Here is a 20,924-nt window from a genome sequence, read left to right as displayed (position 1 = left end):
GTTTCGCCACTCTCCTGCATGTACGCTGTGGTTGACGTCTACTGAGAAACAGGGCGTATCGGTGCCCCCGCGTGTAGTCCCGCCATCACCATGTCGATGAGCCAGGTTAGCCGAGGCTGCCACTCATCATTAAAATCGAGCTGCCATATCCCTGCAATTGCCAGGAAAAAGTCGTCAGTGGTAACCCCCGGGTGGATAGTTCCCGCTTTCTTATTGGCATCAAGTAACAACTGAGCGGCAGCAATGACAGGGGCATAGCCTGCCTTTTCCGGACAGTCCCGCGAGAGCGATACCTTGCGAATGGCATTGGCCAGGCCTGCTTTGGTCATCGCGTATTCGGCAAGGCGATTCATCCAGTCACGTAACGCCTGTTCGGGTGCGCAGGTCCGGAGCAAATGTTCTGCAAACTTTGTGACCTGCAACATCTCATAGCGATAAACCTCCATCACTAATACCTCCCGTGTCGGGAAGTTGCGATAAAAAGTGGCCTGCCCGATGCCTGCCTTCTTCGCGATCGTGCTTAGGGGCACGTCTGCGGAAACGGTCAGTTCCTCAAGTGCAACCGACAGAATACGTTCGCGATTTTGCTGCGCATCAGCGCGTGCCGGGCGCTCCGTTTTTTGTTGTTGTGTCACCAGTCCTCCTGTCCACAATATTAAAACTTGCTTAACGGACAGTTGTCCGTTAAATTTTCCAAGCGGATAGTTGTCCGTTTGTCATTCTACCTTTTTCATCAATCCGGAGAAACATATGAAAGTTTCAGGTAATACGATCCTCATCACGGGTTCAACCTCGGGGATAGGGCTGGGCCTTGCGGTACGTTTTCATGAAGCAGGCAATAAGGTCATTGTCGCTGGCCGTCGCAAGGCTTTACTTGATCAAATCATAAACGACTATCCCGGCATCGAGGCCATTGAACTCGATATTGCTGATGCCGGATCCATTACCCGGGCGAGCGAACTCGCGGCAGTGCGTTACCCCGACCTGAATGTTGTCATCAACAACGCCGGTATTATGTTGAGCGAAAATGTTTTGGATCAGGATGCAGTGAAGATTGCGCAACAGACCGTTGAGATCAACCTTCTGGGGACCATTCGTATGACTTATGCGTTCTTACCGCAGCTGGTTCAAAAGAATGACAGTGTCATCATTAATGTCAGTTCCGCACTGGCGTTTGTTCCGTTCCCTATTGCCATGACCTATAGCGCCACAAAAGCTGCGGTTCATTCATTCACTGAAAGCTTGCGTGTTCAGCTCGCCGACACGCCCGTGCGCGTGATTGAGCTGGCGCCCCCTGGCGTGCGTACCTCGTTGTTCGGACAGGGAAATGACGAGCATGCCATGCCGCTGGATGACTTCCTGACTGAGACGCTCGACCTTTTGCATGCAGACCCGGCGCCTGATGAAATCATCGTTGAGCGCGCCAAATTTTTACGTACAGCCGGGGCGACGGGTCACTACGACAGCGCCCTTAAAATGCTTTCTGAATGGAAGGCTGCAGACTGAGTGTTTAGATCTAAAAAAACTCCACAAGTATGTTAATAAACTTGTGGAGTGTTACTTATTATTTTATCTCTTAGTCAGTGGGCGACGTTAAGCTTCTTACGTGCCTCAGCAACAGTCCTGGTATCGGCAGGCTGGAAGCCGGTATTACCATCAGAGTCGAGGAAGGTTACACACCTTACGGTTTTGCCATCCTCGGCCTTATCGATATACAACGCGGTACATTCAGTCAGCAGGATAAAGTTGGTTCGGTCCATCAATGCCGGGACCACGCAGATATTCGGGGAAGATTTCGAGAAGTTACCACAGCCGTAAAAACCGCAGAAACCACGGTAGGTGCAGGGTGCCAGGTTGATACCCTGCGGGTTAGTGTAAGTTGCACCAGTGGTTCCTGCCGGGATCGGGAATGGCAGACTGCTTTATGAATTGCCGGTGGGCCCAACGCCGATCATCATATCGTTTTGCAGAGGGTCCTCTCATCATCTGGTGGTTCTGGTACTGTCTTATGACGGTTAAAACAGCGTCATGGACAAAGCAGAAAGAGCGAGTATGCCTGCGCAACTTTGGTTGAAGCGCCTGACTAACCGCGCATCCGTAAGGTAGTGTTTGATCATTGCACCAAACCAGGCCCAGATCCCAACACAGGGGAAACTCACGGCAGCAAAAAGAACGGTGTATAGCGCTATATCCTCGAATGAAAACACGCTGGGCAGACATGTGGATATTGCCACACTTGCCATAATCCAGGATTTCGGGTTGATGAGCTGGAAAAAAGCGGCTCCGATAAAACTCATTGGATGTGATGTGTCTGCCGACCTGATTTCACCGGTGCTTCCCAAAATCTTCCAGGACAAATAAAGAATATAGGCTGCGCCGCTATACTTCATGAACACCTGGATATAAGGGAATAAAGTAAATATTTCATGCAGTCCCAAGCCGACTAAAAGTAGCATGAGTGCACTTCCGGCACTTGCGCCAGAGATGTGACCCAGTGTTTTACGCGCTCCAAAGCGGACGCTGGAAAAAAGGACCATGAGGTTGTTTGGTCCCGGGGTGACGGACATAACGATCGCCAGAACCAGAAAGGAGCTTAACTGCTGTGCTGTGATACTCATCTACTCCAGTCCTGTTGTTGCATTTCTTCCTTGTCGTCGCCAAAAATCTCGGGCGTTTTCCGTTTTATTGACCCTGATTTGAAGCAGAGTGAGTTTTTAATTCTGTTTGTCTCAACACAGGACCGGAACAGAGGAACTAAATAAATCTTTTGCATATGACTTTTTTTTGAATTTCATAAGAAGTATTCTCATAATTACCTTATAAAATTAGTCTATCAACAGGTTTTTTTGAGATGGATAAAGATGTGAATGTCGTTCAGACAAAACTGATTCAACAGCCGAAACTGGATGCGAAGGACCGAACATTATTAGCCATCCTGGCTGAAGACGCCTCACTAAGCTATTCGGAACTTGGGCGTCAACTGCACCTTTCAGCACCGGCGGTACATGAGCGGGTCAAACGGCTTAAGAGTGAAGGGGTGATTACAGGGACAGTGGCCAGGCTGGACAGCAACAAAATCGGGCGCCCGCTGCTGGCATTCATCCATGTCGATACATCGAGTTGGGCTGTAACGCGCTCAATACTCTCTTTAAAGTCGCTTTCCGATGTAGAGGAAATTCACACCGTCGCAGGTGATAGTGCCATGCTGCTAAAAGTCAGAACCCAGAATACTCAGTCACTTGAAGCCCTGCTGGAAGTGATTCATTCAATTGACGGTTTTACTGGAACACGCAGCTATATTGTATTAACCCCCCACCTTGAAAGGGGGCCTGCCCCCTTACTCTCAAAATAGAGCTGAAGTGATGTTGACCCTGAATCGCCACAGGTTTAACAGACACCTCAGAGTCATTTAAAATGGCTTAACAATTTCTCCGAATTGAAGCCAGAAAATGCCGTACCAGTACAGACTGATACGGCTATTTTTGTGGTTTATTTTGTCAGAGGGGTTATCCCATTGTGCAACTGATTTCCTTCCCACAAATATAAGGTGGGGCATACGCTTTCCGGCACATATCCAGATAATCCGACCACCATTGCATCATCGCTTGTCGGGCATCGAGATATTCTGCTTTATGGATGTACGCCGCCCGCACGCTGTTGCGCTCCTGATGGCTCATCTGGCGCTCAACCGCATCCTGTGACCACAGGCCGGATTCCATCAGCGCGCTACAGGCCATTGCCCGGAATCCATGACCGCAGATTTCATCTTTCGTGTCATAACCCATCAGTCGCAGTGCCTTGTTGACTGTGTTTTCACACATCGGCTTATACGGATTGTGATCACCGGGGAATACCAGCACCTGATGCCCGGATATTTCCTGTATCTGTCTCAGAATAGCGAGGGCCTGACGGGAGAGGGGAACGATATGCGGCGTGCGCATTTTCGCGCCACGCCCGGAATAACGCACGCCGGGGATGGCTTCGCGGGTGGCGGGAATCGTCCAGATGTGGTTTCTGAAATCAATCTCAGACCAGCGGGCGAAGCGCAATTCGCTGGAGCGGATGAAAAGGTGCAGGGTGAGTGAGACTGCCATGCGGGTTAATTCTCGTCCTTGCTTGTAGTCCTCAATGCGGGCTAACAGTTCCGGTAGTTTCTCCAGCGGAAGGGCAGGGTAGTGGCGTTTAACGGGCGGGGCGATAATACCGTCCAGATTGGCCGCCGGATTATGTTCTATCAACTCTTTATGCACGGCATGACGCATGATGTTGCACATATGCTGCCGGGTACGCGCTGCCACTTCCAGCAGACCTTTTTTCTCAATCCCTTTCAGCAGGTCGATGAAGTGGCGAGTTTTCAGTTCTGTGACCGGCAGGTGTCCAATTATAGGGAAGATATGGTTATTCATGCTGGCAAGCAGACGGGCGGCATGGTTCTCTGACCATGCTCTGTTGCTTTTATGCCAGCTTAGTGCCACTGATTTGAAGGTTTCCTCTGGTGAGGAAGTGGTTCTTTCAGCAGAGCGCTGTTGAGCTGGATTGATATTCTGCGCCAGCAATTTACGGATACCGTCACGCTGTTGACGAGCATCAGCCAGAGAAACATTAGGATAGGCACCTAAACCGAGGCGTGATTCTTTTCTATTGATGCGATATTTGAGATACCAGAGACGTGAACCGCCTGGATTAACCAGCAGATACAGACCATGAGAATCAGAAACTTTGAAGGGTTTAGCGGATGGTTTTAAGTTGCGGATTTTTGAGTCGTTAAGAGACATTTGGGGGTCACTCCGTCATCGAACCAACTTGACCCCAAATCTGACCACCAAATTCTCCCGATGCGGAGAGAAAACTGAAAATGCATCGGGAAGACTTTTCATGCTAACTTATTGAATCAGAATCACATAGGGATTCGCAAAGCGGCATGAAAACAGGAATTTGGCTCCTCTGACTGGACTCGAACCAGTGACATACGGATTAACAGTCCGCCGTTCTACCGACTGAACTACAGAGGAATCGTGTGAACGGGGCGCATGATATCCGCCACCCGCGGTACTGTCAACGGCAAAATCAGCTTTATCGTCTGACTGTTTAGGCTGTGTACAATTCGCTGTTTTTTTATCGGTTAGTAAATGGATGGAGCACGGTAATGGGTACTGCTTTGCCAGTTTTTTAGACGGGTGAGCGGATCTTGCTGATAGAACTTTTGGAAGCAGCGGTACAGCTCGGAGAAACGCGCGTCGAGAAGTTCGGGGGCGCTGAAGAAGTATTCCGAGAGCACCGCAAAGCACTCTGCCGGATCGTGGACGGCGTAGGGATCCATGCTGGCGGCATCTTCGCCCACCAGATCGATTTCTTCCTGCATGGCATCCATCGCGCCGTGTAGATGCTGTTCCCACGCAGCAATCTCGCGCAGAGGGATAAGGGGGACGCCCGTCGCTTCGCCGCTGCTGCGGATGTCCAGCTTGTGCGCGACTTCATGAATGATGAGGTTGAACCCGGAGAGGTCGAAGGAATCCTGCACTTCCTGCCAGTTGAGGACAATCGGTCCCTGATCCCAGCTTTGGCCGGATTGCACCATTTTCCCCTTATGCACGAGCCCGATGTCATCCTGCCACTCTTCTTCAACAATAAACGGGCCGGGGTAAATCAGAACTTCATGGAAGCCATCCAGCGCATCCATTCCCAGCGACAGCACTGGCAGGGAAAACAGCAGGGCGATGCGCTGCCGCATGATGTCCGTCAACACCAACTCCTGCAACGGAATCAGGCGCTTTTGCTTCAGAAACTGATCGGCAAGAGCGACCAACTGCTGGCGCTCTTCATCGCTCAACGGCGCGAGAAGCGGGATAGAAATGGCAGCGTGCCAGTGTTCAAGCGTCTGCACCTGAGGTTGAGTGTTTTTCCACGGCCATTTAATCATTGTTATTGCTCGTTCAGTCGTCACTTGAATTTAAAGGCGAGGGCGGGTGCTGTTAACATGCCGTAAAAGTAGGCATCATGGCAACTGCTAACAGAGAGATGCTGGAGCGACTGACCGAATCCGTCTCGAAAACGGGAGTAGAGCAACGCTACCGGGGGGCAAATCGCCCCGTCTCTCCACCGCTATTCAAACACTTACCCCGCATTGAGTCTGTGACGCTTTCCACACTTGGCAGTGGCTTAAAGCGGACAGCTTAAATCCCCTTCTTCACAACGTAGCATGCTTTTGAATTCTTCTACGCGCTCGGCGGTTTTCTGCGTCAGGCACTGGGAATACACCATGCCATGCACCGAGCCTCCGGTTGTCGGGAAGGTCTGAAACTCACAGTCAGCGTTGCGGTACGCGATCCATTTTCTCTGCGCTGACTTGAGCAACGCCTTGTGTTCTTCAATCACCAGGCGTTTTACGACATCCTGATACAGCCGATTAAGCTCGCCATCCACTTTTTTATATTCATCAGCAGCACACTGGTTCATCTCCAACTGCGTGTTGGCGTTGCCACAATCTGTGGCGGCGGCTTGCGTGATGGGCTGTAGAGCAAAAAGAGCAATGGCTCGCTTTTTCATGATTGATCCTCTGTAAGTTGGCGCTAGGTATGAGTATTTATTATACCAGCCATGCGTTCAGGTACACATAAACTGAGCGAGGAGGGCGTTTTTATGTCGCTGAACATGTGAGCAAGTTGACGTTTACGGCGCTATTCCTCCAATCAAATAGGGACATTTTCATCGAGAATCCTATACTGAAGGCGCTGACATATCGTTTGCTTGGATGCAGTGCATATTCATAACGACTGGGAGGGAAGAATATGAAAATTGAGACTGGAGAGAATGGCCTTTTTGCGCATCGTGCTTCGATCGCTAACTCAACGGCTCAGGTTGGTAATCAAGCCTCGTTTGCTGCTGTTTTAGCTGAAAAAACGCAGGAAACGAGTGCAAATAACGCTGCCACCTCCGCTACTCAGGTTAAGAAATACGATTTCACGAATATGACGCCACAAGCGTTAACCGAAGCCGTAAATAGCCTGATCCAAAGTGGACAGATGGATCTCGACGAATCGTCATCATTGTTGGGTTTCATGGCCCCTACCGCGTTGTCTAAAGTCGTTTACGATGGCACCGCACCCGTTTCATCGCGCCAGCCTATGAACGTGTTCTCCAAAATTCAGGAAGGAATTGATGGAGCACTATCGCGTAATGAAAGGGCGAGCGCAGAAGGCCTGCAACGCGCTGCTGATGCGTTGCTTCGTTTTCAGGATAAAGCCGTAAAGGTTAATATGTTCGCGTAATAAAAAAGCCAAGTGTGAATTAGCCTTTATTTATCTATAGGAACAAAAGGATATTATTTAATGCTGATCTGAGTGTAGTAAAGATTACTCTCAATCATCTCGTCCCGTACTGACAAACCCCATGTGCTGAACTACTTTCATAAGGAATCATCACGTTACGGAGGTTGATATGGGATTTTGGCGTATTGTACTGACTATTCTTCTGCCACCGTTGGGTGTGTTACTGGGGAAAGGCATCGGTGGGGTATTTATTCTGAATATTATTCTGACGCTGTTAGGTTATTTTCCTGGGTTGGTGCATGCGTTTTGGGTGCAGACAAAAGATGATGGCATTTAATGGCTGAAAAGCCTGTTTGACGATTTATGATGAAATAACGGGGAGACATAAAGCTCCCCGTTGCCTTTTTATTGATGCCGCGCTATTGCGCGGCACTGACCACCTGATTACGCCCTTGCTGTTTTGCCTGATAGAGCGCGATATCGGCGCGGTTAATCAGCATGTTTAGCGTTTCGCCCGCCCGATATTCAGCAACGCCGCAGCTGGCTGTCACCTGAATTCTTCCTTCACGGTAGGGAAGATGCGTGATTTCAATACTCTGACGCAGGGCCTCGGCGCGCTGTTGTGCGGCGTTGAGATCGCAATCGTCGAGCAAAATGACGAACTCTTCTCCTCCCCAACGACAGGATTGATCGCTGGAGCGGGTATTGGCCGATAGGATGGCGGAAACCTCTTTTAAAACCAGATCCCCAACGTTGTGGCCGTACTTGTCATTGATTTTTTTGAAGTGATCAATATCAATCAGAATAATGGAGAGTGGCTTGTGCTGTAAGGCATTTTTCTTACTGAGACGGTGAAATAAATAATCAAATGCCTGACGGTTCATTAGACTTGTTAATTTATCGGTCGTTGCCATCTGTTCCAGACGGCGTTGATATCCGCCAATGGTCAACCATAGCAGGAACAGGAAGAGGATGCTGATGAATGTGCTGATACCCAGATTTTTAAGCAGCGTGGTGAACAGCCGCTTCTCACTAGGGTGACTGGTTTGCTCAACCATCAAATACCAGCCGAATTCAGGGATTAAACGGGTGTTGAGGAAAATATGTTTCCCATTTGACTCATATTCATAAGCGCCGCCAGGGGCAGTCAAAATCGCGGTCGCGATCCGAGTCAGCCCTTGCTGTGCTTGAATTTGCAGCGTGCGCGTGTAGCGTTCTCCATGTAACGTAATGTTGCCTTCTTTATCAATGAAATAGATTGTCCGGTTATAGCGCTGTTCGTATTTTTCAATCAGGTGCTTAACACGCTCAACTGGGATGCCCACGCCGGTAATGCCAATAAAATTGTCTTCATAATCCATGACTTTATGGTTAATAAAGATGTCCAGACGCGTGCGTTCTTCAGGATCGACGCGGAGATCGACAACGTAGGGCATGTTATCCGATAGCGCTTTGTGCTGGAAATACCATTGATCGTCGGGGGACGATTCCGAGACAGTTTTTAGGATGCGTTGCTGATCGTAATAAAGCCCCGTTTTGTCAGAGATGAAAAAAGAAAATACGGTGTTGAAGCGGCGATCGATCTCCTTCAGATAGCGGAATAGGGCCTGCGGATCGCTTTCATTTTTTAGTACCCAGTCGCGCAAAAAGGTATCGTGCGCCATTAGGGAGGAAATAAAGATAGGTTTTAACAAATCCTGCTGGATTTCAGAATAGACATTATCACTGGTGAGCGGCAGGGTATTTTCTTCAATCTCTTCTTCCAGTGATTCTTTAGCCACTTCATAGCTGGTCAAACTGATCACCAGAAAGGCGGTGAGCAGCATGGCACCGAGTATTATGATTGCGCGTGTTTTATCCAGCCAGCGTGCGTTATTGATGAATCCAGTCTGCAAAGTAATCTCCCCAGAGAATCATTGATGAGATAGGTGAGCAAGTCACTGTTTCACCTAAAAAATTAGAATTCATATTTTACTGAAATTACGTTGTAGCGCCAAATGGGGGACGTTGTATCGTTGGATAAAAATGGCTCGTCTGTGAGATTCAGTATAGTGGTTCCGGTGTGGAAGTATTAGCAGCAGGCTGCCGGAACGTAATGTTTTGTATTTTATTGTGGGCTTGTTAAAGCTCCCTTGTCGGTTTGATTATCCCTATGGTTAGATTTAATCAAACTATAACGTTGGGTGGATGACCATGAGCCATTATTCAGCAGCGAAGGAATCAGGCCCAACAGCGCTTTTATTGATTAATAAACAAGCGCGGAACGGTGATTCCTCAGCACGCTATGTGAAAGAATTATTACAGCAAAGCCATATCAGCATCGTCGAACCGGATGAAAAAGAGACGGGTTCATGCAGTGATATTATACGTGCGTATGCGGATCGGGTGGACTTTGTCATTATCGGCGGTGGCGATGGTACGCTGAATTCAGCCGCGCGGGGCCTGGTCGATACCGGTTTGCCGCTGGGCGTGCTGCCATTAGGGACGGCGAATGACTTTGCCCGTACAGTGGGGATCCCCAGAGAGATTCGGCAGGCTGTGCAGGTTATCGCTAGCGGGCAGCGGCGTGTTGTTGATTTGGGTGAGGTTAACGGGCATCTGTTCTTTAACGTCTCGAGTATTGGGTTTTCAGCAGCACTGGCGCGCGGGCTGTCAGCGAAATCCAAGAAACGGTGGGGCACATTGGGCTATGCGCTGGCGGCCTTCAAGCTTTTGAAACAAAGCCGTCCTTTTCGCGTGGAGATTGAGCATGACGGCATCAAAGAGCGAGTGAGAACGGTACAGGTGTCGGTGGGTAATGGACGTTTCTACGGCGGCGGCATGGCGGTGGCGGACAGTGCCGCGCCCGATGATGGTCGGTTGGATGTGTATAGCCTGGAGGTGTCTCACTGGTGGGAAATGGTGGCACTGATCCCCTTTATCCGAAAGGGAACGCACGGTCGCTGGCGCAAAGTCCGCGTCTTTTCTGCCAGACAACTGACGTTGAGTACCTCGAAGCCGCACGATATCAATGCCGACGGCGAGCTGATTGGCAAAACGCCAGCGGTATTCGGGATCAGAGAAAAGGCAATTCAGGTTTTTGCGCCACCTTGTTGATGCCGTAAATAGGGGCGAAAACAAACAGGGACACCGCGCGGTGTCCCTGTTTGTTGATAAAGAATGAGTCAGCGGATTATTTAAATACGCGGAAACGTTCTTCAAAGGAAATATAGGTTTTCTCACCGGCTGGTTGCTCGATTGAGCCAAATGGCATTTGAGCACGCAGCTTCCAACTGGCTGGCAAATCCCACTGTACTTTAACATCATCGTCGATCAGGGGATTGTAGTGCTGGAGGGTGGCGCCAATTCTTTCCTGCGCCAGCGTAGACCACACGGCAAACTGAGCAATACCGGTTGAATGTTCAGACCAGACCGGGAAGTTATCGGCATAAAGCGCGAATTTTTCCTGTAGCGCTTCAATCACGGCGGTGTCTTCAAAGAACAAGACAGTACCTGCGCCAGCGGCAAAGGAAGCCAGTTTATTTTCTGTCGGGGCAAAAGCGTCCGCCGGTACAATTTTCTTCAACTGCTGCTTAACAATATCCCACAGTTTGTGATGCTGCTCGCCGAACAGAATCACAACGCGTGAGCTTTGTGAATTAAAAGAGGAGGGGCTTTCATTAACGGCTTCGGTAATGAGGGCGGTAACCTGATCTTCTGATATCGGTAACGTATTGCCGATGGCATAGATTGAACGACGAGCCTTGATTGACTGCAAAAAAGCATTACTCATGGTGTGTTCCTCAGTTTACGTGATGATTTGCCTTGATACTGTGTCACTGATTTTAGCCGTATTCAATGGCTTATCGTGCCGGATGCCAATCTTTCCTTTGTCAGCCCGCTCCGCCGCAGACGTCGCAGTGCGGGTTTTTCGGCAGCATCATTTCGCGAAATTGCAGCGTCATCGCATCGAACATCAGCAGTCGGCCTGTCGCCAGCCTGCCGTAACCGGTCAGCAGCTTAATGGCTTCCATCGCCTGCAAACTGCCGATGGTGCCCACCAGCGGCGACATCACGCCTGCCTCGACGCAGGTCAGCGCATTGGCACCGAACAGACGGCTGAGACAATGATAGCAAGGTTCATCGGGTTGATAGGTAAAGACGCTGATTTGGCCTTCCATCCGAATTGCCGCCCCAGAGATCAGCGGCTTCTTGAGCTGAAAGCCAATACGGTTTAGGCGGTTGCGAATGGCGACGTTGTCGGTACAGTCCAGCACGGCATCGTGGTGGCTGACCAGTTTGCTCAACGCCTCGTCATCAAGATCGCCATCAATGGTATCGAACGAAAGATGCGGATTCATGTCGGATAGCGTCAGACGTGCCGATTCAACCTTCGCCATTCCGATACGGGCATCGCGGTGCAGAATCTGGCGTTGCAGGTTAGACAGAGAGACGGTATCAAAATCCAGCAGCGTTAAATGGCCGACGCCCGCCGCGGCCAGATACTGTGCGGCGGCACAGCCTAGCCCACCGAGCCCGACAATCAGCAGGCGTGATGCCTTTAGTTTTTCCTGTCCGTCAAAATCAAAGCCGCGCAGCACAATCTGTCGGTTGTAGCGCAGCATCTCTTCATCGCTCAGCTCCGGCAACATACTCAGTGCCCCAGCAGCGTGTTGAAGGGTTCGATTTCAACCCATTCGCCAGCGGCGACGCGACCGCGATCTTGTTCCAGTACGATGAAGCAGTTACCGAGGCTGAACGAGCTGAAAACGTGCGAACCTTGATGCCCGGTGGTTCTGACTTCCAGCTCACCCTGTGCGTTGCGGCTGAAAATACCGCGCTGGAAATCGGTGCGTCCCGGTGTCTTTTTCAGTGCGCTGGTAGTTTTGACGCGAACACGCGGCGGCAGGCGCCATTGCGTATAGCCAGACAGGCGGGCCAGCAGTGGCTGAACCAATTGATAGAACGTCAGCGCAGCAGAAACCGGATTCCCCGGCAGGCCGCAGAACCAGGCGTGTTGCAATTTGCCGAAGGCGAAAGGTTTACCGGGTTTGATCGCCAGCTTCCAGAAGTGGATATCGCCCAGTTCATCCAGCATTTGCTTGGTGTAATCCGCCTCGCCAACGGAAACGCCGCCGCTGCTAATCACCAGATCGGCAAGTTGATCGGCCTCGTGGAACGCAGCGCGCAGCGCGGCCGGATCGTCACGGATAATCCCCAGATCATGTATCTCGCAGCCCAACTGTTCTAGCATCAAACGGACGGCGAAACGGTTAGTGTCATAAATCTGACCGTCTGCCAGCGGTTCGCCGACGGGTTGCAGTTCATCACCCGTTGAAAAAACCGCGACTTTCAGGCGACGCACCACGTCAATCTGCGCAATCCCCAGTGATGCCAGCAGCGGCAGCTCCGCCACGCCCAGCTTGGTGCCTACGGGTAACACGCTGGCACCCGCCTGAATATCTTCTCCCGCCAGACGAATATTCTGGCCGGGTTTTACCTCATGGGGAAAGCGGATACCGTCCTCGCTGACTTCAGCTTCTTCCTGCATGATCACCGTATCGGCTCCTGCGGGAATTGGCGCACCAGTCATGATGCGAATGCAGGTTCCGGCAGGCCAGTCGCCAGTGAAGGGCGCGCCAGCGAAGGCTTTACCCGCCAGCGGCAGCGTTGTTGAAGCAGACAAATCGGCGCAGCGTACGGCATAGCCATCCATCGCGGAATTGGCGAAAGGCGGGACGTTAATCGGAGAGGCAATCGCATGGGCGGTGATCCGTCCTGCGGCGTCGAACAGGGATACGCGCTCTGTCTCGGTAAGAGAAGGAACCTGAGAAAACATGTTTTCCAGAGCTTGTTCAAGAGTCAGTAAACCTGCGTTAACGCTTTCCATCTTCACTCCACAGTGTGTTTCATCAATACGACTGATTTTATTAATATGGCTTATTTCATCAGTAAGAATCGTGTTGCGGCAACGCGCCGTTCATAGGCGAAAACCCGTTTCCTATGCCAGTATTAATTATGTCAGAGTTCGTCACGGGGGTGAATGTAGGCAGGTCAAGGAATAGGGCTTTTGGCGCATGAATTCTCGTTAGGCACGGAGCGGCAGGGTCATGGCGTAAAACAGTGGCCTTCTGCCCATAAGTTGAACCATTTCGGGCAACAGTGGGCGGATTTGCAGGACATATTGCCTCTGATGGCCTGTCTTTACGGCAATTAACTTAATGTTATAAAAAGAAATTTTTCACCGTGCCGATTTCAGTTTCCGCTTTACATCATACCTTGCGCTAAATATAGTCGAAAATCGCTGATAATTTGTCCCTGACCGCGTTGCACTGATTCCAGCCGCATTTATATGGAGATTCGCCGTTCATGTCGCCCACACAGGATCATTATGCCTCGCTATCTTCCCCTGTTCCGGGGCTGGTTTTGCCTGAAAAACGGGTGGTGGAGGTGCGCAACCTGAGTGTCTATTTTGAGCAGCAGGGGCAGCGGACAGATGCGGTGCGTAATTTGACGTTCTCTGTCGATCGGGGCGAAACGTTGGCTATCGTCGGAGAGTCGGGATCGGGTAAGTCGGTGACGTCGCTGGCGCTGATGCGGTTGGTTGAACATGCGGGCGGCGTGATTCACCAAGGGGATATGCTATTTCGCCGTCGCGATGGGCAGGTGCTGGATCTCCGCGGTGCCCGTCAGCGTGCGATGCGTACGTTACGCGGTGCGGATCTGGCGATGATTTTCCAGGAGCCGATGACGTCGCTGAATCCGGTTTTTCCCGTCGGTGAACAGATTGCCGAGTCGATTCGTTTGCATCAGGGGATGGACAGACGCGCCGCGCGAGCAGAAACCTTGCGTATGCTGGATCTAGTCAGAATACCGGAAGCGCGCAACGTGCTGGATCGCTATCCCCACCAGCTTTCTGGCGGTATGCGCCAGCGGGTGATGATTGCGATGGCGCTCTCCTGCAAGCCCTCATTGCTGATTGCCGATGAACCGACGACTGCGTTGGATGTCACCATTCAGGCGCAAATTCTACAGCTTATCCGTGTGCTACAGCGTGAAATGGAAATGGCTGTGATTTTCATCACCCATGACATGGGCGTGGTGGCGGAAATGGCCGAGCGTGTACTGGTTATGCACCGTGGGGAAAGCGTCGAAGCGGGGAGCGTTGGGCAGATCTTTACTGCACCGCAGCATCCGTATACGCAGGGGCTGCTGGCGGCGGTACCGGCGTTAGGGTCTATGCGCGGCCAACTGTTCCCAGAAAAATTTCCGCTGCTGGATCAACACTCGGGGCGTATTGCAGATAACGTCCCGCAGGATACCGTTCCCGCGCAGTCAGAACCGATCTTACAGGTCAGCAATCTGGTGACGCGTTTTCCTATTCGCAGTGGTTTATTGAACCGCGTGACCCGACAAGTGCATGCGGTAGAAAACGTCAGCTTCGATCTCTGGCCGGGCGAAACGCTCTCGCTAGTCGGCGAATCGGGATGCGGCAAATCCACCACCAGCCGTGCGTTGCTCCAGCTCGTTGAAAGCCAGAGGGGCGAGATTATCTTTAACGGTCAGCGAATCCATCAACTGAAAGGGGGCGCGTTACAGCACCTGCGGCGTGATATTCAGCTGATTTTTCAGGATCCCTATGCGTCATTGGATCCTCGCTTGACGGTCGGTTTCTCGATTATGGAACCACTGCTGGTGCACAACATTTGCCGTCGGCAGGAAGCGGAAAAGCGCGTTGAGTGGCTGTTGTCGCGCGTAGGGCTGGAGCCAGAGCACGCCCGCCGCTATCCGCATGAGTTTTCCGGCGGCCAGCGCCAGCGTGTTTGCATCGCCAGAGCGCTGGCGCTGAACCCTAAAGTGGTGATTGCGGATGAAGCTGTATCCGCGTTGGACGTGTCAATTCAGGCACAAATCATCAACCTGATGCTGGAACTGCAACGTGAATTCGGCATCGCGTTTTTGTTTATTTCACATGATATGGCGGTGGTTGAGCGTATTAGCCATCGCGTGGCGGTGATGTACATGGGACAGATTGTTGAGATTGGCTCGCGGCAAGATGTATTCGAGCGGCCTCGGCACCCTTATACCCGCAAGCTGATGTCGGCAGTACCGGTTGCCGATCCCTCACGCCGCCAGCGTGAGCAGGTACTGCTGGTTGATGAAATACCCAGCCCGATTCGGGCGCTTGGCGACGAGCCGATCACGGCGCCTCTGGTTCAGGTCGGTGAGCGACACTTTGTTGCGCACCATCCAATAGCCGGCGCGTATTGACAGGGATTCACAAGGAGAACGTAGCATGAGCGTAATGACGATAAAGCGGCGCTGGTTAGTGGCTGGCGTAACCGCTGCGATGGCGGCTTCACCCGTCTGGGCAGCCAAAGATGCGGTTATCGCCGTGGGGTCCACGTTTACCAGCCTGGATCCGTATGATGCCAACGATTCGCTATCGCAGACGGTAGCGAAGTCCTTCTATCAAGGGCTCTTTGGCTTCGATAAAGATATGAAGCTGGTGAATATACTGGCGGACAGCTATGACGTGAGCCCAGATGGCCTGGCGTATACCGTCAAGCTGCACCCGGGTGTCAAATTTCACGATGGCTCGGCGTTCAACGCCGCCGCCGTGAAAGTGAATCTGGATCGCGCCAGTAACCCCGACAATCGCCTGAAGCGATATAACCTGTTCAAGATGATCGACAAAACCGAGGCGGTTGACGATCTGACGGTGAAAATCACGCTGAAGACGCCGTTCTCCGCGTTCGTGAATAATCTGGCACACCCCGCGGCGGTGATGATCTCGCCGGCAGCATTAAAGCAGTACGGCAAGGACATTGGTTTCCATCCGGTCGGCACCGGTCCGTACCGTTTTGTGACCTGGAATCAGACCGACTTTGTCAAAGTCGAGAAATTCCGCGGCTATTGGAAGGCGGGGTTGCCGAAACTGGACAGCATTACCTGGCGTCCGGTGGTGGATAACAATACGCGCGCGGCACTGCTGCAAACGGGTGAAGCGCAATTTGCTTATCCGATACCATTCGAGCAGGCCAAAGTGCTGGAGAAAAATGACAAGCTGTCGCTGGTGGCGTCGCCGTCGATTCTGCACCGCTACATCAGTATGAATGTGACGCAGAAACCGTTTGATAACCCGAAAGTACGCGAGGCGTTGAACTACGCGATCAACAAGGAGGCGCTGATTAAAGTGGCGTTCTCCGGCTATGCGACACCGGCCGAAGGGCCACTGCCGAGCAGCATTGATTATTCGGTAAAATATCACCCGTGGCCTTACGACCCGGCCAAGGCGCGTGAGCTGCTGAAAGAAGCGGGCTACCCAGACGGCTTCACTACCACGCTGTGGTCGTCACATAACCACAGTACGGCGCAGAAAGTTTTGCAGTTCACGCAGCAACAACTGGCGCAGGTTGGTGTGAAAGTGCAGGTGACCGCGATGGATGCAGGGCAGCGGGCGGCGGAAGTGGAAGGCAAGGGCGTGAAAGAAACGGGGGTTCGCCTGTTCTATACCGGCTGGTCTGCCTCAACGGGTGAAGCGGACTGGGCGCTGTCGCCGCTGTTTGCCACGGCCTCTTGGCCACCGGCGCAATTCAACACGGCCTTTTACAGCAATCCGCAAGTCGATGCGGATCTGGCGAATGCGCTGAAAACCACGGATCGGACGGAAAAACAGAAACTGTACAACGATGCGCAGGACAAAATCTGGGCGGATGCGCCGTGGATTTTCCTGGCGACAGAGCGTTTGGTGTCGGCTAATAGCAAAAAACTGACTGGGTTCTACGTGATGCCGGATACCTTGTTCAGTTTTGAAGAGGCCGACCTGAAGGAATAACTCATCGTAAAAGAATGACCAGGGAGTCGGGTGGCCGTGAGGCTGCCCGCAGTGGTCAACACTCGTTCACTCATAGGGAGTCCGACGCATGTCTGTGGAAAACCGTTCATGCTGAATTATTTTATTAAACGACTACTGGGACTGATTCCCACGCTCCTGATTGTGATGGTGCTGGTGTTCCTATTCGTTCATCTGCTACCCGGCGATCCGGCGCGTTTAGCTGCCGGGCGGGAAGCGGATGCTGCCGTTATCGAGATGGTCCGGCAGGATTTGGGGTTAGATAAACCGCTGCCGCACCAGTTCTGGCACTTCTTTACCCATGTCCTGCAAGGAGATTTTGGTACGTCGATCGTATCGAAACGCCCCGTCACTGAAGAGATCGCCATGCGCTTTATGCCGACCTTTTGGCTGACGGTGTGCAGCATGGTGTGGGCGGTGATTTTTGGCATGGCGATCGGTATCGTGTCCGCCGTGTGGCGCAACGGCTGGCCGGACAGAATCGGAATGACGCTGGCGGTCTCCGGCCTCTCTTTCCCCGCGTTTGCGCTCGGCATGCTGTTAATGCAGGTTTTTTCCGTCGAACTGGGATGGCTGCCGACGGTGGGGGCGGACACCTGGCTGCACTACATTTTGCCCTCGCTGACGCTGGGGGCGGCGGTGGCGGCGGTGATGGCGCGTTTCACCCGTGCGTCGTTTGTTGATGTCTTGCAGGAAGATTATATGCGTACGGCGCGGGCAAAAGGCGTGCGCGAATCGCTGGTGGTAGTGAAGCACGGGCTGCGCAATGCGCTGATTCCGGTGGTTACGATGATGGGGCTGCAATTTGGTTTCTTGCTCGGTGGCTCAATTGTCGTGGAGAAGGTCTTCAACTGGCCGGGGCTAGGACGGCTGCTGGTGGATGCGGTGGAGATGCGCGACTATCCGGTGATTCAGGCGGAGGTACTGCTGTTCTCGCTGGAGTTTATTCTGATTAATCTGCTGGTGGATATGCTGTATGCCGCGATTAATCCAGCCATTCGTTATAAATAAGGAAAGGGAATGAGACACTGGCGACGTAAAGCTATGCTGGCGACGCTCCCTGTCATTAGGGATAAACCCGTTCGCACGCCGTGGCGTGAATTCTGGCGGCGCTTTCTTCGGCAGCACGTCGCGGTCACCGCAGGCGTGTTTGTACTGCTGCTGATTGTGGTCGCGTTTCTGGCACCGTATCTGATGCCCTATGATGCCGAGAACTATTTCGATTATGAACGTCTGAATGAAGGTCCGTCGGCGGCACACTGGCTGGGGGTGGATTCATTAGGACGTGATATTTTCAGTCGGCTCCTGATGGGGACGCGTATCTCGCTGGCGGCGGGCATTCTCTCGGTGCTGGTCGGGATGATTATCGGCACGACGCTCGGTCTGGTGGCGGGCTACTACGAAGGGTGGGCAGACAGGATCATCATGCGCCTATGCGATGTGCTGTTTGCCTTCCCCGGTATTCTGCTGGCGATTGCCGTTGTGGCGATGATGGGCAGTGGGATGGCGAATGTGATTGTCGCCGTCGCGATTTTCAGCATTCCGGCCTTCGCCCGTCTAGTGCGAGGGAATACGCTGGTGCTGAAGCAGCTTACCTATATTGAATCGGCCCGCAGCATTGGTGCCAGCGATCGGACGATCCTCTTTCGGCATATTTTGCCCGGCTCGGTATCTTCCATCGTGGTGTTTTTCTCGATGCGCATTGGGATGTCGATCATCACGGCAGCCAGCCTGTCATTCTTAGGGCTGGGCGCACAGCCGCCGATGCCGGAGTGGGGGGCGATGCTGAACGAAGCGCGGTCGGATATGGTGATTGCCCCACACGTCGCGATCTTCCCTAGTCTGGCGATCTTTCTGACGGTGTTGGCGTTTAATTTACTGGGTGACGGTCTGCGTGATGCGCTCGACCCAAAATTGAAACGCTGAATAAAAAAGCGCGGCAAGTGCCGCGCTCAGACCACTGACAAACCTATTTGCCGAACGAAAACGGGAGTAACGGAATAGAAGAGTAAAGCGTTTGCGCCAAGGATGGCGCAATCCGAGCTTACATGGACGTACTCGTAGCGTCTTTACGATCTATCCGTTACTGCCGCTTGGCGGCCTTTGCAGCCACACACCATTAGAACGAGGTACGTTTGTAGCTGCGGTACTGCGGTTGCCAGAAGTTGTGCTCAATCGCCTTCTGCAATGCATCGGCAGAGGTGACGACGGCCACACCTTGCAACTGTGCGGCTTTACCCACATCCAGTGCAATACGCTTGGACACCTGCTGGATATCGGACAGATCCGGCAGCAGCGCGCCTTCACCGTTATTCGCCAGCGGCGAGCAGTCAGCCAGCGCGCGGCTGGCGGCCATCAACATACCGTCAGTGATACGTTTGGCACCCGACGCCAGTACACCTAACCCGATACCTGGGAAAATGTAGGAGTTGTTGCACTGGGCGATAGGGAAGATTTTGCCCTGATAGTTAACCGGAGCAAACGGGCTGCCGGTTGCGACCAGCGCTGAGCCATCTGTCCAGCGAATGATATCTTCTGGACGGGCTTCTACGCGGGATGTCGGGTTAGACAGCGGCATCACGATAGGACGCGCGCAGTGCTTGTGCATTTCACGGATGATTTCTTCCGTGAACAGACCCGGCTGGCCGGACACACCGATCAAGATGGTCGGCTTGGCATTGCGTACCACTTCCAGCAGTGAAATCGCGTCGCTGTTGCAATCCCAGTCAGCCAGCAGTTCACTTTTCTGCACCAGCTTGCTCTGGAAATCGAGCAGGTTCGGCAGCTTGTCTGTCAGCAGACCGAAGCGGTCAACCATGAAGACGCGTGCGCGAGCTTCTTCTTCGCTCAGCCCTTCAGACTTCATCTGCGCGACGATTTGCTCAGCGATACCACAGCCTGCGGAGCCCGCACCCAGGAAGGTAACGGTCTGATCGCGTAGCTGAGTGCCTGCTGCACGGCTGGCGGCAATCAGGCTGCCAATCGCAACGGCGGCGGTGCCCTGAATGTCATCGTTAAAGCTACAGATTTCATCACGATAGCGGTTCAGCAGCGGAGTCGCGTTTTTCTGCGCGAAGTCTTCAAACTGCAACAGCACGTTCGGCCAGCGGCGTTTCACTGCCTGAATGAATTCGTCAACAAATTCATAGTATTCATCGTCAGTGATACGCGGATGGCGCCAGCCCATGTACAGCGGATCGTTCAGACGCTGCGGGTTGTTGGTGCCAACATCCAGAACGACAGGCAGGGTGTAGGCTGGGCTGATACCGCCACAGGCGGTGTACAGCGACAGCTTACCGATTGGAATCCCCATGCCGCCGATACCCTGATCGCCCAGACCCAGAATACGCTCACCGTCGGTCACAACGATGACTTTCACGTTCTGCTTGGTGGCGTTTTGCAGCATATCGTCGATATGTGCGCGGTTAGGGTAGGAGATAAACAGGCCGCGGGCGCGACGATAGATATCGGAGAAGTGTTCACAGGCTTCGCCAACGGTCGGGGTGTAGATGATCGGCATCATCTCACTGAGGTGACCGTCCAGCAGGCGATAGAACAGCGTCTCGTTGGTATCCTGAATGTTGCGTAGGTACACGTGTTTTTCAATATCGTGTTTGAATTCCTGATACTGACGCCAGGCGCGTTCTGCCTGTTCTTCGATGGTTTCGACGGCTTCAGGCAGCAGGCCATGCAGGTTAAAGTTAGCACGCTCTTCTTCGGTAAACGCACTGCCTTTATTCAGCAGGGGAAATTCAAGCAATATTGGGCCAGCGTAGGGAATATGGAGAGGACGTTTGCTTTCGTATTCTAATTCCATGACT

The 20,924-nt window shown here is 52.5% G+C and carries 20 protein-coding genes and 1 tRNA gene; 10 read left to right on the top strand and 11 right to left on the bottom strand.

Annotated features, from left to right (window positions below; genetic code table 11):
• Positions 1 to 38: 38 nt before the first annotated feature.
• Positions 39 to 635: a TetR/AcrR family transcriptional regulator gene (locus DMB82_RS12800; protein ID WP_103162508.1), complete on the bottom strand. Its 597-nt coding sequence runs from the start codon at positions 633 to 635 to the stop codon at positions 39 to 41.
• A 115-nt stretch (positions 636 to 750) separates the two neighbouring features.
• On the opposite strand from DMB82_RS12800, the gene DMB82_RS12795 reads away from it, so the two are divergent.
• A complete protein-coding gene (locus DMB82_RS12795; RefSeq protein ID WP_103162509.1) occupies positions 751 to 1,506 on the top strand; it encodes an SDR family oxidoreductase in 756 nt (251 codons plus the stop codon).
• Positions 1,507 to 2,015: 509 nt separating this feature from the next.
• Here DMB82_RS12795 and DMB82_RS12790 read toward each other — a convergent pair.
• Positions 2,016 to 2,618, bottom strand: a complete 603-nt coding sequence (locus DMB82_RS12790; protein WP_015697693.1) for a LysE family translocator — start codon at positions 2,616 to 2,618, stop codon at positions 2,016 to 2,018.
• Positions 2,619 to 2,851: 233 nt separating this feature from the next.
• On the opposite strand from DMB82_RS12790, the gene DMB82_RS12785 reads away from it, so the two are divergent.
• The gene (locus DMB82_RS12785; protein WP_015697692.1) at positions 2,852 to 3,352 is read left to right on the top strand and encodes an Lrp/AsnC family transcriptional regulator; all 501 of its coding nucleotides are present in this window, start codon (positions 2,852 to 2,854) and stop codon (positions 3,350 to 3,352) included.
• Between the two features lie 154 nt (positions 3,353 to 3,506).
• Here the strand turns inward: DMB82_RS12785 and DMB82_RS12780 are convergent, their stop codons facing one another.
• The 4 genes from DMB82_RS12780 to DMB82_RS12765 all read right to left on the bottom strand — a co-directional run bounded on the left by DMB82_RS12780 (position 3,507) and on the right by DMB82_RS12765 (position 6,546).
• Positions 3,507 to 4,775, bottom strand: coding sequence for a tyrosine-type recombinase/integrase (locus DMB82_RS12780; RefSeq protein WP_116163227.1), 1,269 nt, complete (start codon positions 4,773 to 4,775; stop codon positions 3,507 to 3,509).
• A gap of 161 nt (positions 4,776 to 4,936) precedes the next feature.
• Positions 4,937 to 5,012 (bottom strand) — tRNA-Asn (locus DMB82_RS12775).
• Positions 5,013 to 5,122: 110 nt separating this feature from the next.
• Positions 5,123 to 5,920: a DgsA anti-repressor MtfA gene (gene mtfA / locus DMB82_RS12770; protein WP_102118741.1), complete on the bottom strand. Its 798-nt coding sequence runs from the start codon at positions 5,918 to 5,920 to the stop codon at positions 5,123 to 5,125.
• Between the two features lie 239 nt (positions 5,921 to 6,159).
• Complete coding sequence (locus DMB82_RS12765; RefSeq protein ID WP_116155066.1) at positions 6,160 to 6,546, bottom strand: lysozyme inhibitor LprI family protein; 387 nt, start codon at positions 6,544 to 6,546, stop codon at positions 6,160 to 6,162.
• 242 nt (positions 6,547 to 6,788) lie between these two features.
• Here DMB82_RS12765 and DMB82_RS12760 point away from each other — a divergent pair, with 242 nt between their 5' ends.
• Positions 6,789 to 7,268, top strand: a complete 480-nt coding sequence (locus DMB82_RS12760) for a hypothetical protein (protein ID WP_116155067.1) — start codon at positions 6,789 to 6,791, stop codon at positions 7,266 to 7,268.
• A 169-nt stretch (positions 7,269 to 7,437) separates the two neighbouring features.
• Entirely contained in the window at positions 7,438 to 7,605 is a 168-nt protein-coding gene (locus DMB82_RS12755; protein ID WP_095699068.1) for a YqaE/Pmp3 family membrane protein, read from the top strand.
• An 82-nt stretch (positions 7,606 to 7,687) separates the two neighbouring features.
• Here DMB82_RS12755 and DMB82_RS12750 read toward each other — a convergent pair whose 3' ends face one another.
• Entirely contained in the window at positions 7,688 to 9,163 is a 1,476-nt protein-coding gene (locus tag DMB82_RS12750; protein ID WP_116163229.1) for a sensor domain-containing diguanylate cyclase, read from the bottom strand.
• 292 nt (positions 9,164 to 9,455) lie between these two features.
• Between DMB82_RS12750 and DMB82_RS12745 the strand changes: the two genes are divergently transcribed.
• Positions 9,456 to 10,364 carry a lipid kinase gene (locus DMB82_RS12745; protein WP_102118737.1) on the top strand — a complete coding sequence of 303 codons (909 nt, stop codon included), beginning with the start codon at positions 9,456 to 9,458 and terminating at the stop codon, positions 10,362 to 10,364.
• A gap of 76 nt (positions 10,365 to 10,440) precedes the next feature.
• Here DMB82_RS12745 and DMB82_RS12740 read toward each other — a convergent pair whose 3' ends face one another.
• The 3 genes from DMB82_RS12740 to moeA all read right to left on the bottom strand — a co-directional run bounded on the left by DMB82_RS12740 (position 10,441) and on the right by moeA (position 13,137).
• The gene (locus DMB82_RS12740) at positions 10,441 to 11,040 is read right to left on the bottom strand and encodes a nitroreductase family protein (protein WP_116163231.1); all 600 of its coding nucleotides are present in this window, start codon (positions 11,038 to 11,040) and stop codon (positions 10,441 to 10,443) included.
• Between the two features lie 100 nt (positions 11,041 to 11,140).
• Positions 11,141 to 11,899 carry a molybdopterin-synthase adenylyltransferase MoeB gene (gene moeB, locus DMB82_RS12735; RefSeq protein ID WP_116163233.1) on the bottom strand — a complete coding sequence of 253 codons (759 nt, stop codon included), beginning with the start codon at positions 11,897 to 11,899 and terminating at the stop codon, positions 11,141 to 11,143.
• Between the two features lie 2 nt (positions 11,900 to 11,901).
• Complete coding sequence (gene moeA, locus DMB82_RS12730; RefSeq protein ID WP_116155070.1) at positions 11,902 to 13,137, bottom strand: molybdopterin molybdotransferase MoeA; 1,236 nt, start codon at positions 13,135 to 13,137, stop codon at positions 11,902 to 11,904.
• Between the two features lie 180 nt (positions 13,138 to 13,317).
• On the opposite strand from moeA, the gene DMB82_RS12725 reads away from it, so the two are divergent.
• From DMB82_RS12725 to gsiD, 5 genes are all read left to right on the top strand, one after another.
• The gene (locus DMB82_RS12725) at positions 13,318 to 13,464 is read left to right on the top strand and encodes a hypothetical protein (protein WP_167469152.1); all 147 of its coding nucleotides are present in this window, start codon (positions 13,318 to 13,320) and stop codon (positions 13,462 to 13,464) included.
• A gap of 152 nt (positions 13,465 to 13,616) precedes the next feature.
• A complete protein-coding gene (locus DMB82_RS12720; RefSeq protein ID WP_116163235.1) occupies positions 13,617 to 15,518 on the top strand; it encodes a dipeptide ABC transporter ATP-binding protein in 1,902 nt (633 codons plus the stop codon).
• 25 nt (positions 15,519 to 15,543) lie between these two features.
• A complete protein-coding gene (gene gsiB, locus DMB82_RS12715) occupies positions 15,544 to 17,085 on the top strand; it encodes a glutathione ABC transporter substrate-binding protein GsiB (protein WP_208644325.1) in 1,542 nt (513 codons plus the stop codon).
• A 108-nt stretch (positions 17,086 to 17,193) separates the two neighbouring features.
• Positions 17,194 to 18,114: a glutathione ABC transporter permease GsiC gene (gene gsiC / locus DMB82_RS12710; RefSeq protein WP_107333060.1), complete on the top strand. Its 921-nt coding sequence runs from the start codon at positions 17,194 to 17,196 to the stop codon at positions 18,112 to 18,114.
• Between the two features lie 9 nt (positions 18,115 to 18,123).
• Positions 18,124 to 19,029, top strand: coding sequence for a glutathione ABC transporter permease GsiD (gsiD, locus tag DMB82_RS12705; protein ID WP_116163237.1), 906 nt, complete (start codon positions 18,124 to 18,126; stop codon positions 19,027 to 19,029).
• A 193-nt stretch (positions 19,030 to 19,222) separates the two neighbouring features.
• Here gsiD and DMB82_RS12700 read toward each other — a convergent pair whose 3' ends face one another.
• Positions 19,223 to 20,920: an NAD-dependent malic enzyme gene (locus tag DMB82_RS12700; RefSeq protein ID WP_116155073.1), complete on the bottom strand. Its 1,698-nt coding sequence runs from the start codon at positions 20,918 to 20,920 to the stop codon at positions 19,223 to 19,225.
• Between the last annotated feature and the right edge of the window lie 4 nt (positions 20,921 to 20,924).

It is taken from the genome of Pectobacterium aquaticum (assembly GCF_003382565.3).
Taxonomy (GTDB): Bacteria; Pseudomonadota; Gammaproteobacteria; order Enterobacterales; family Enterobacteriaceae; genus Pectobacterium; species Pectobacterium aquaticum.
This window is presented reverse-complemented; position numbering and strand designations above follow the sequence as displayed.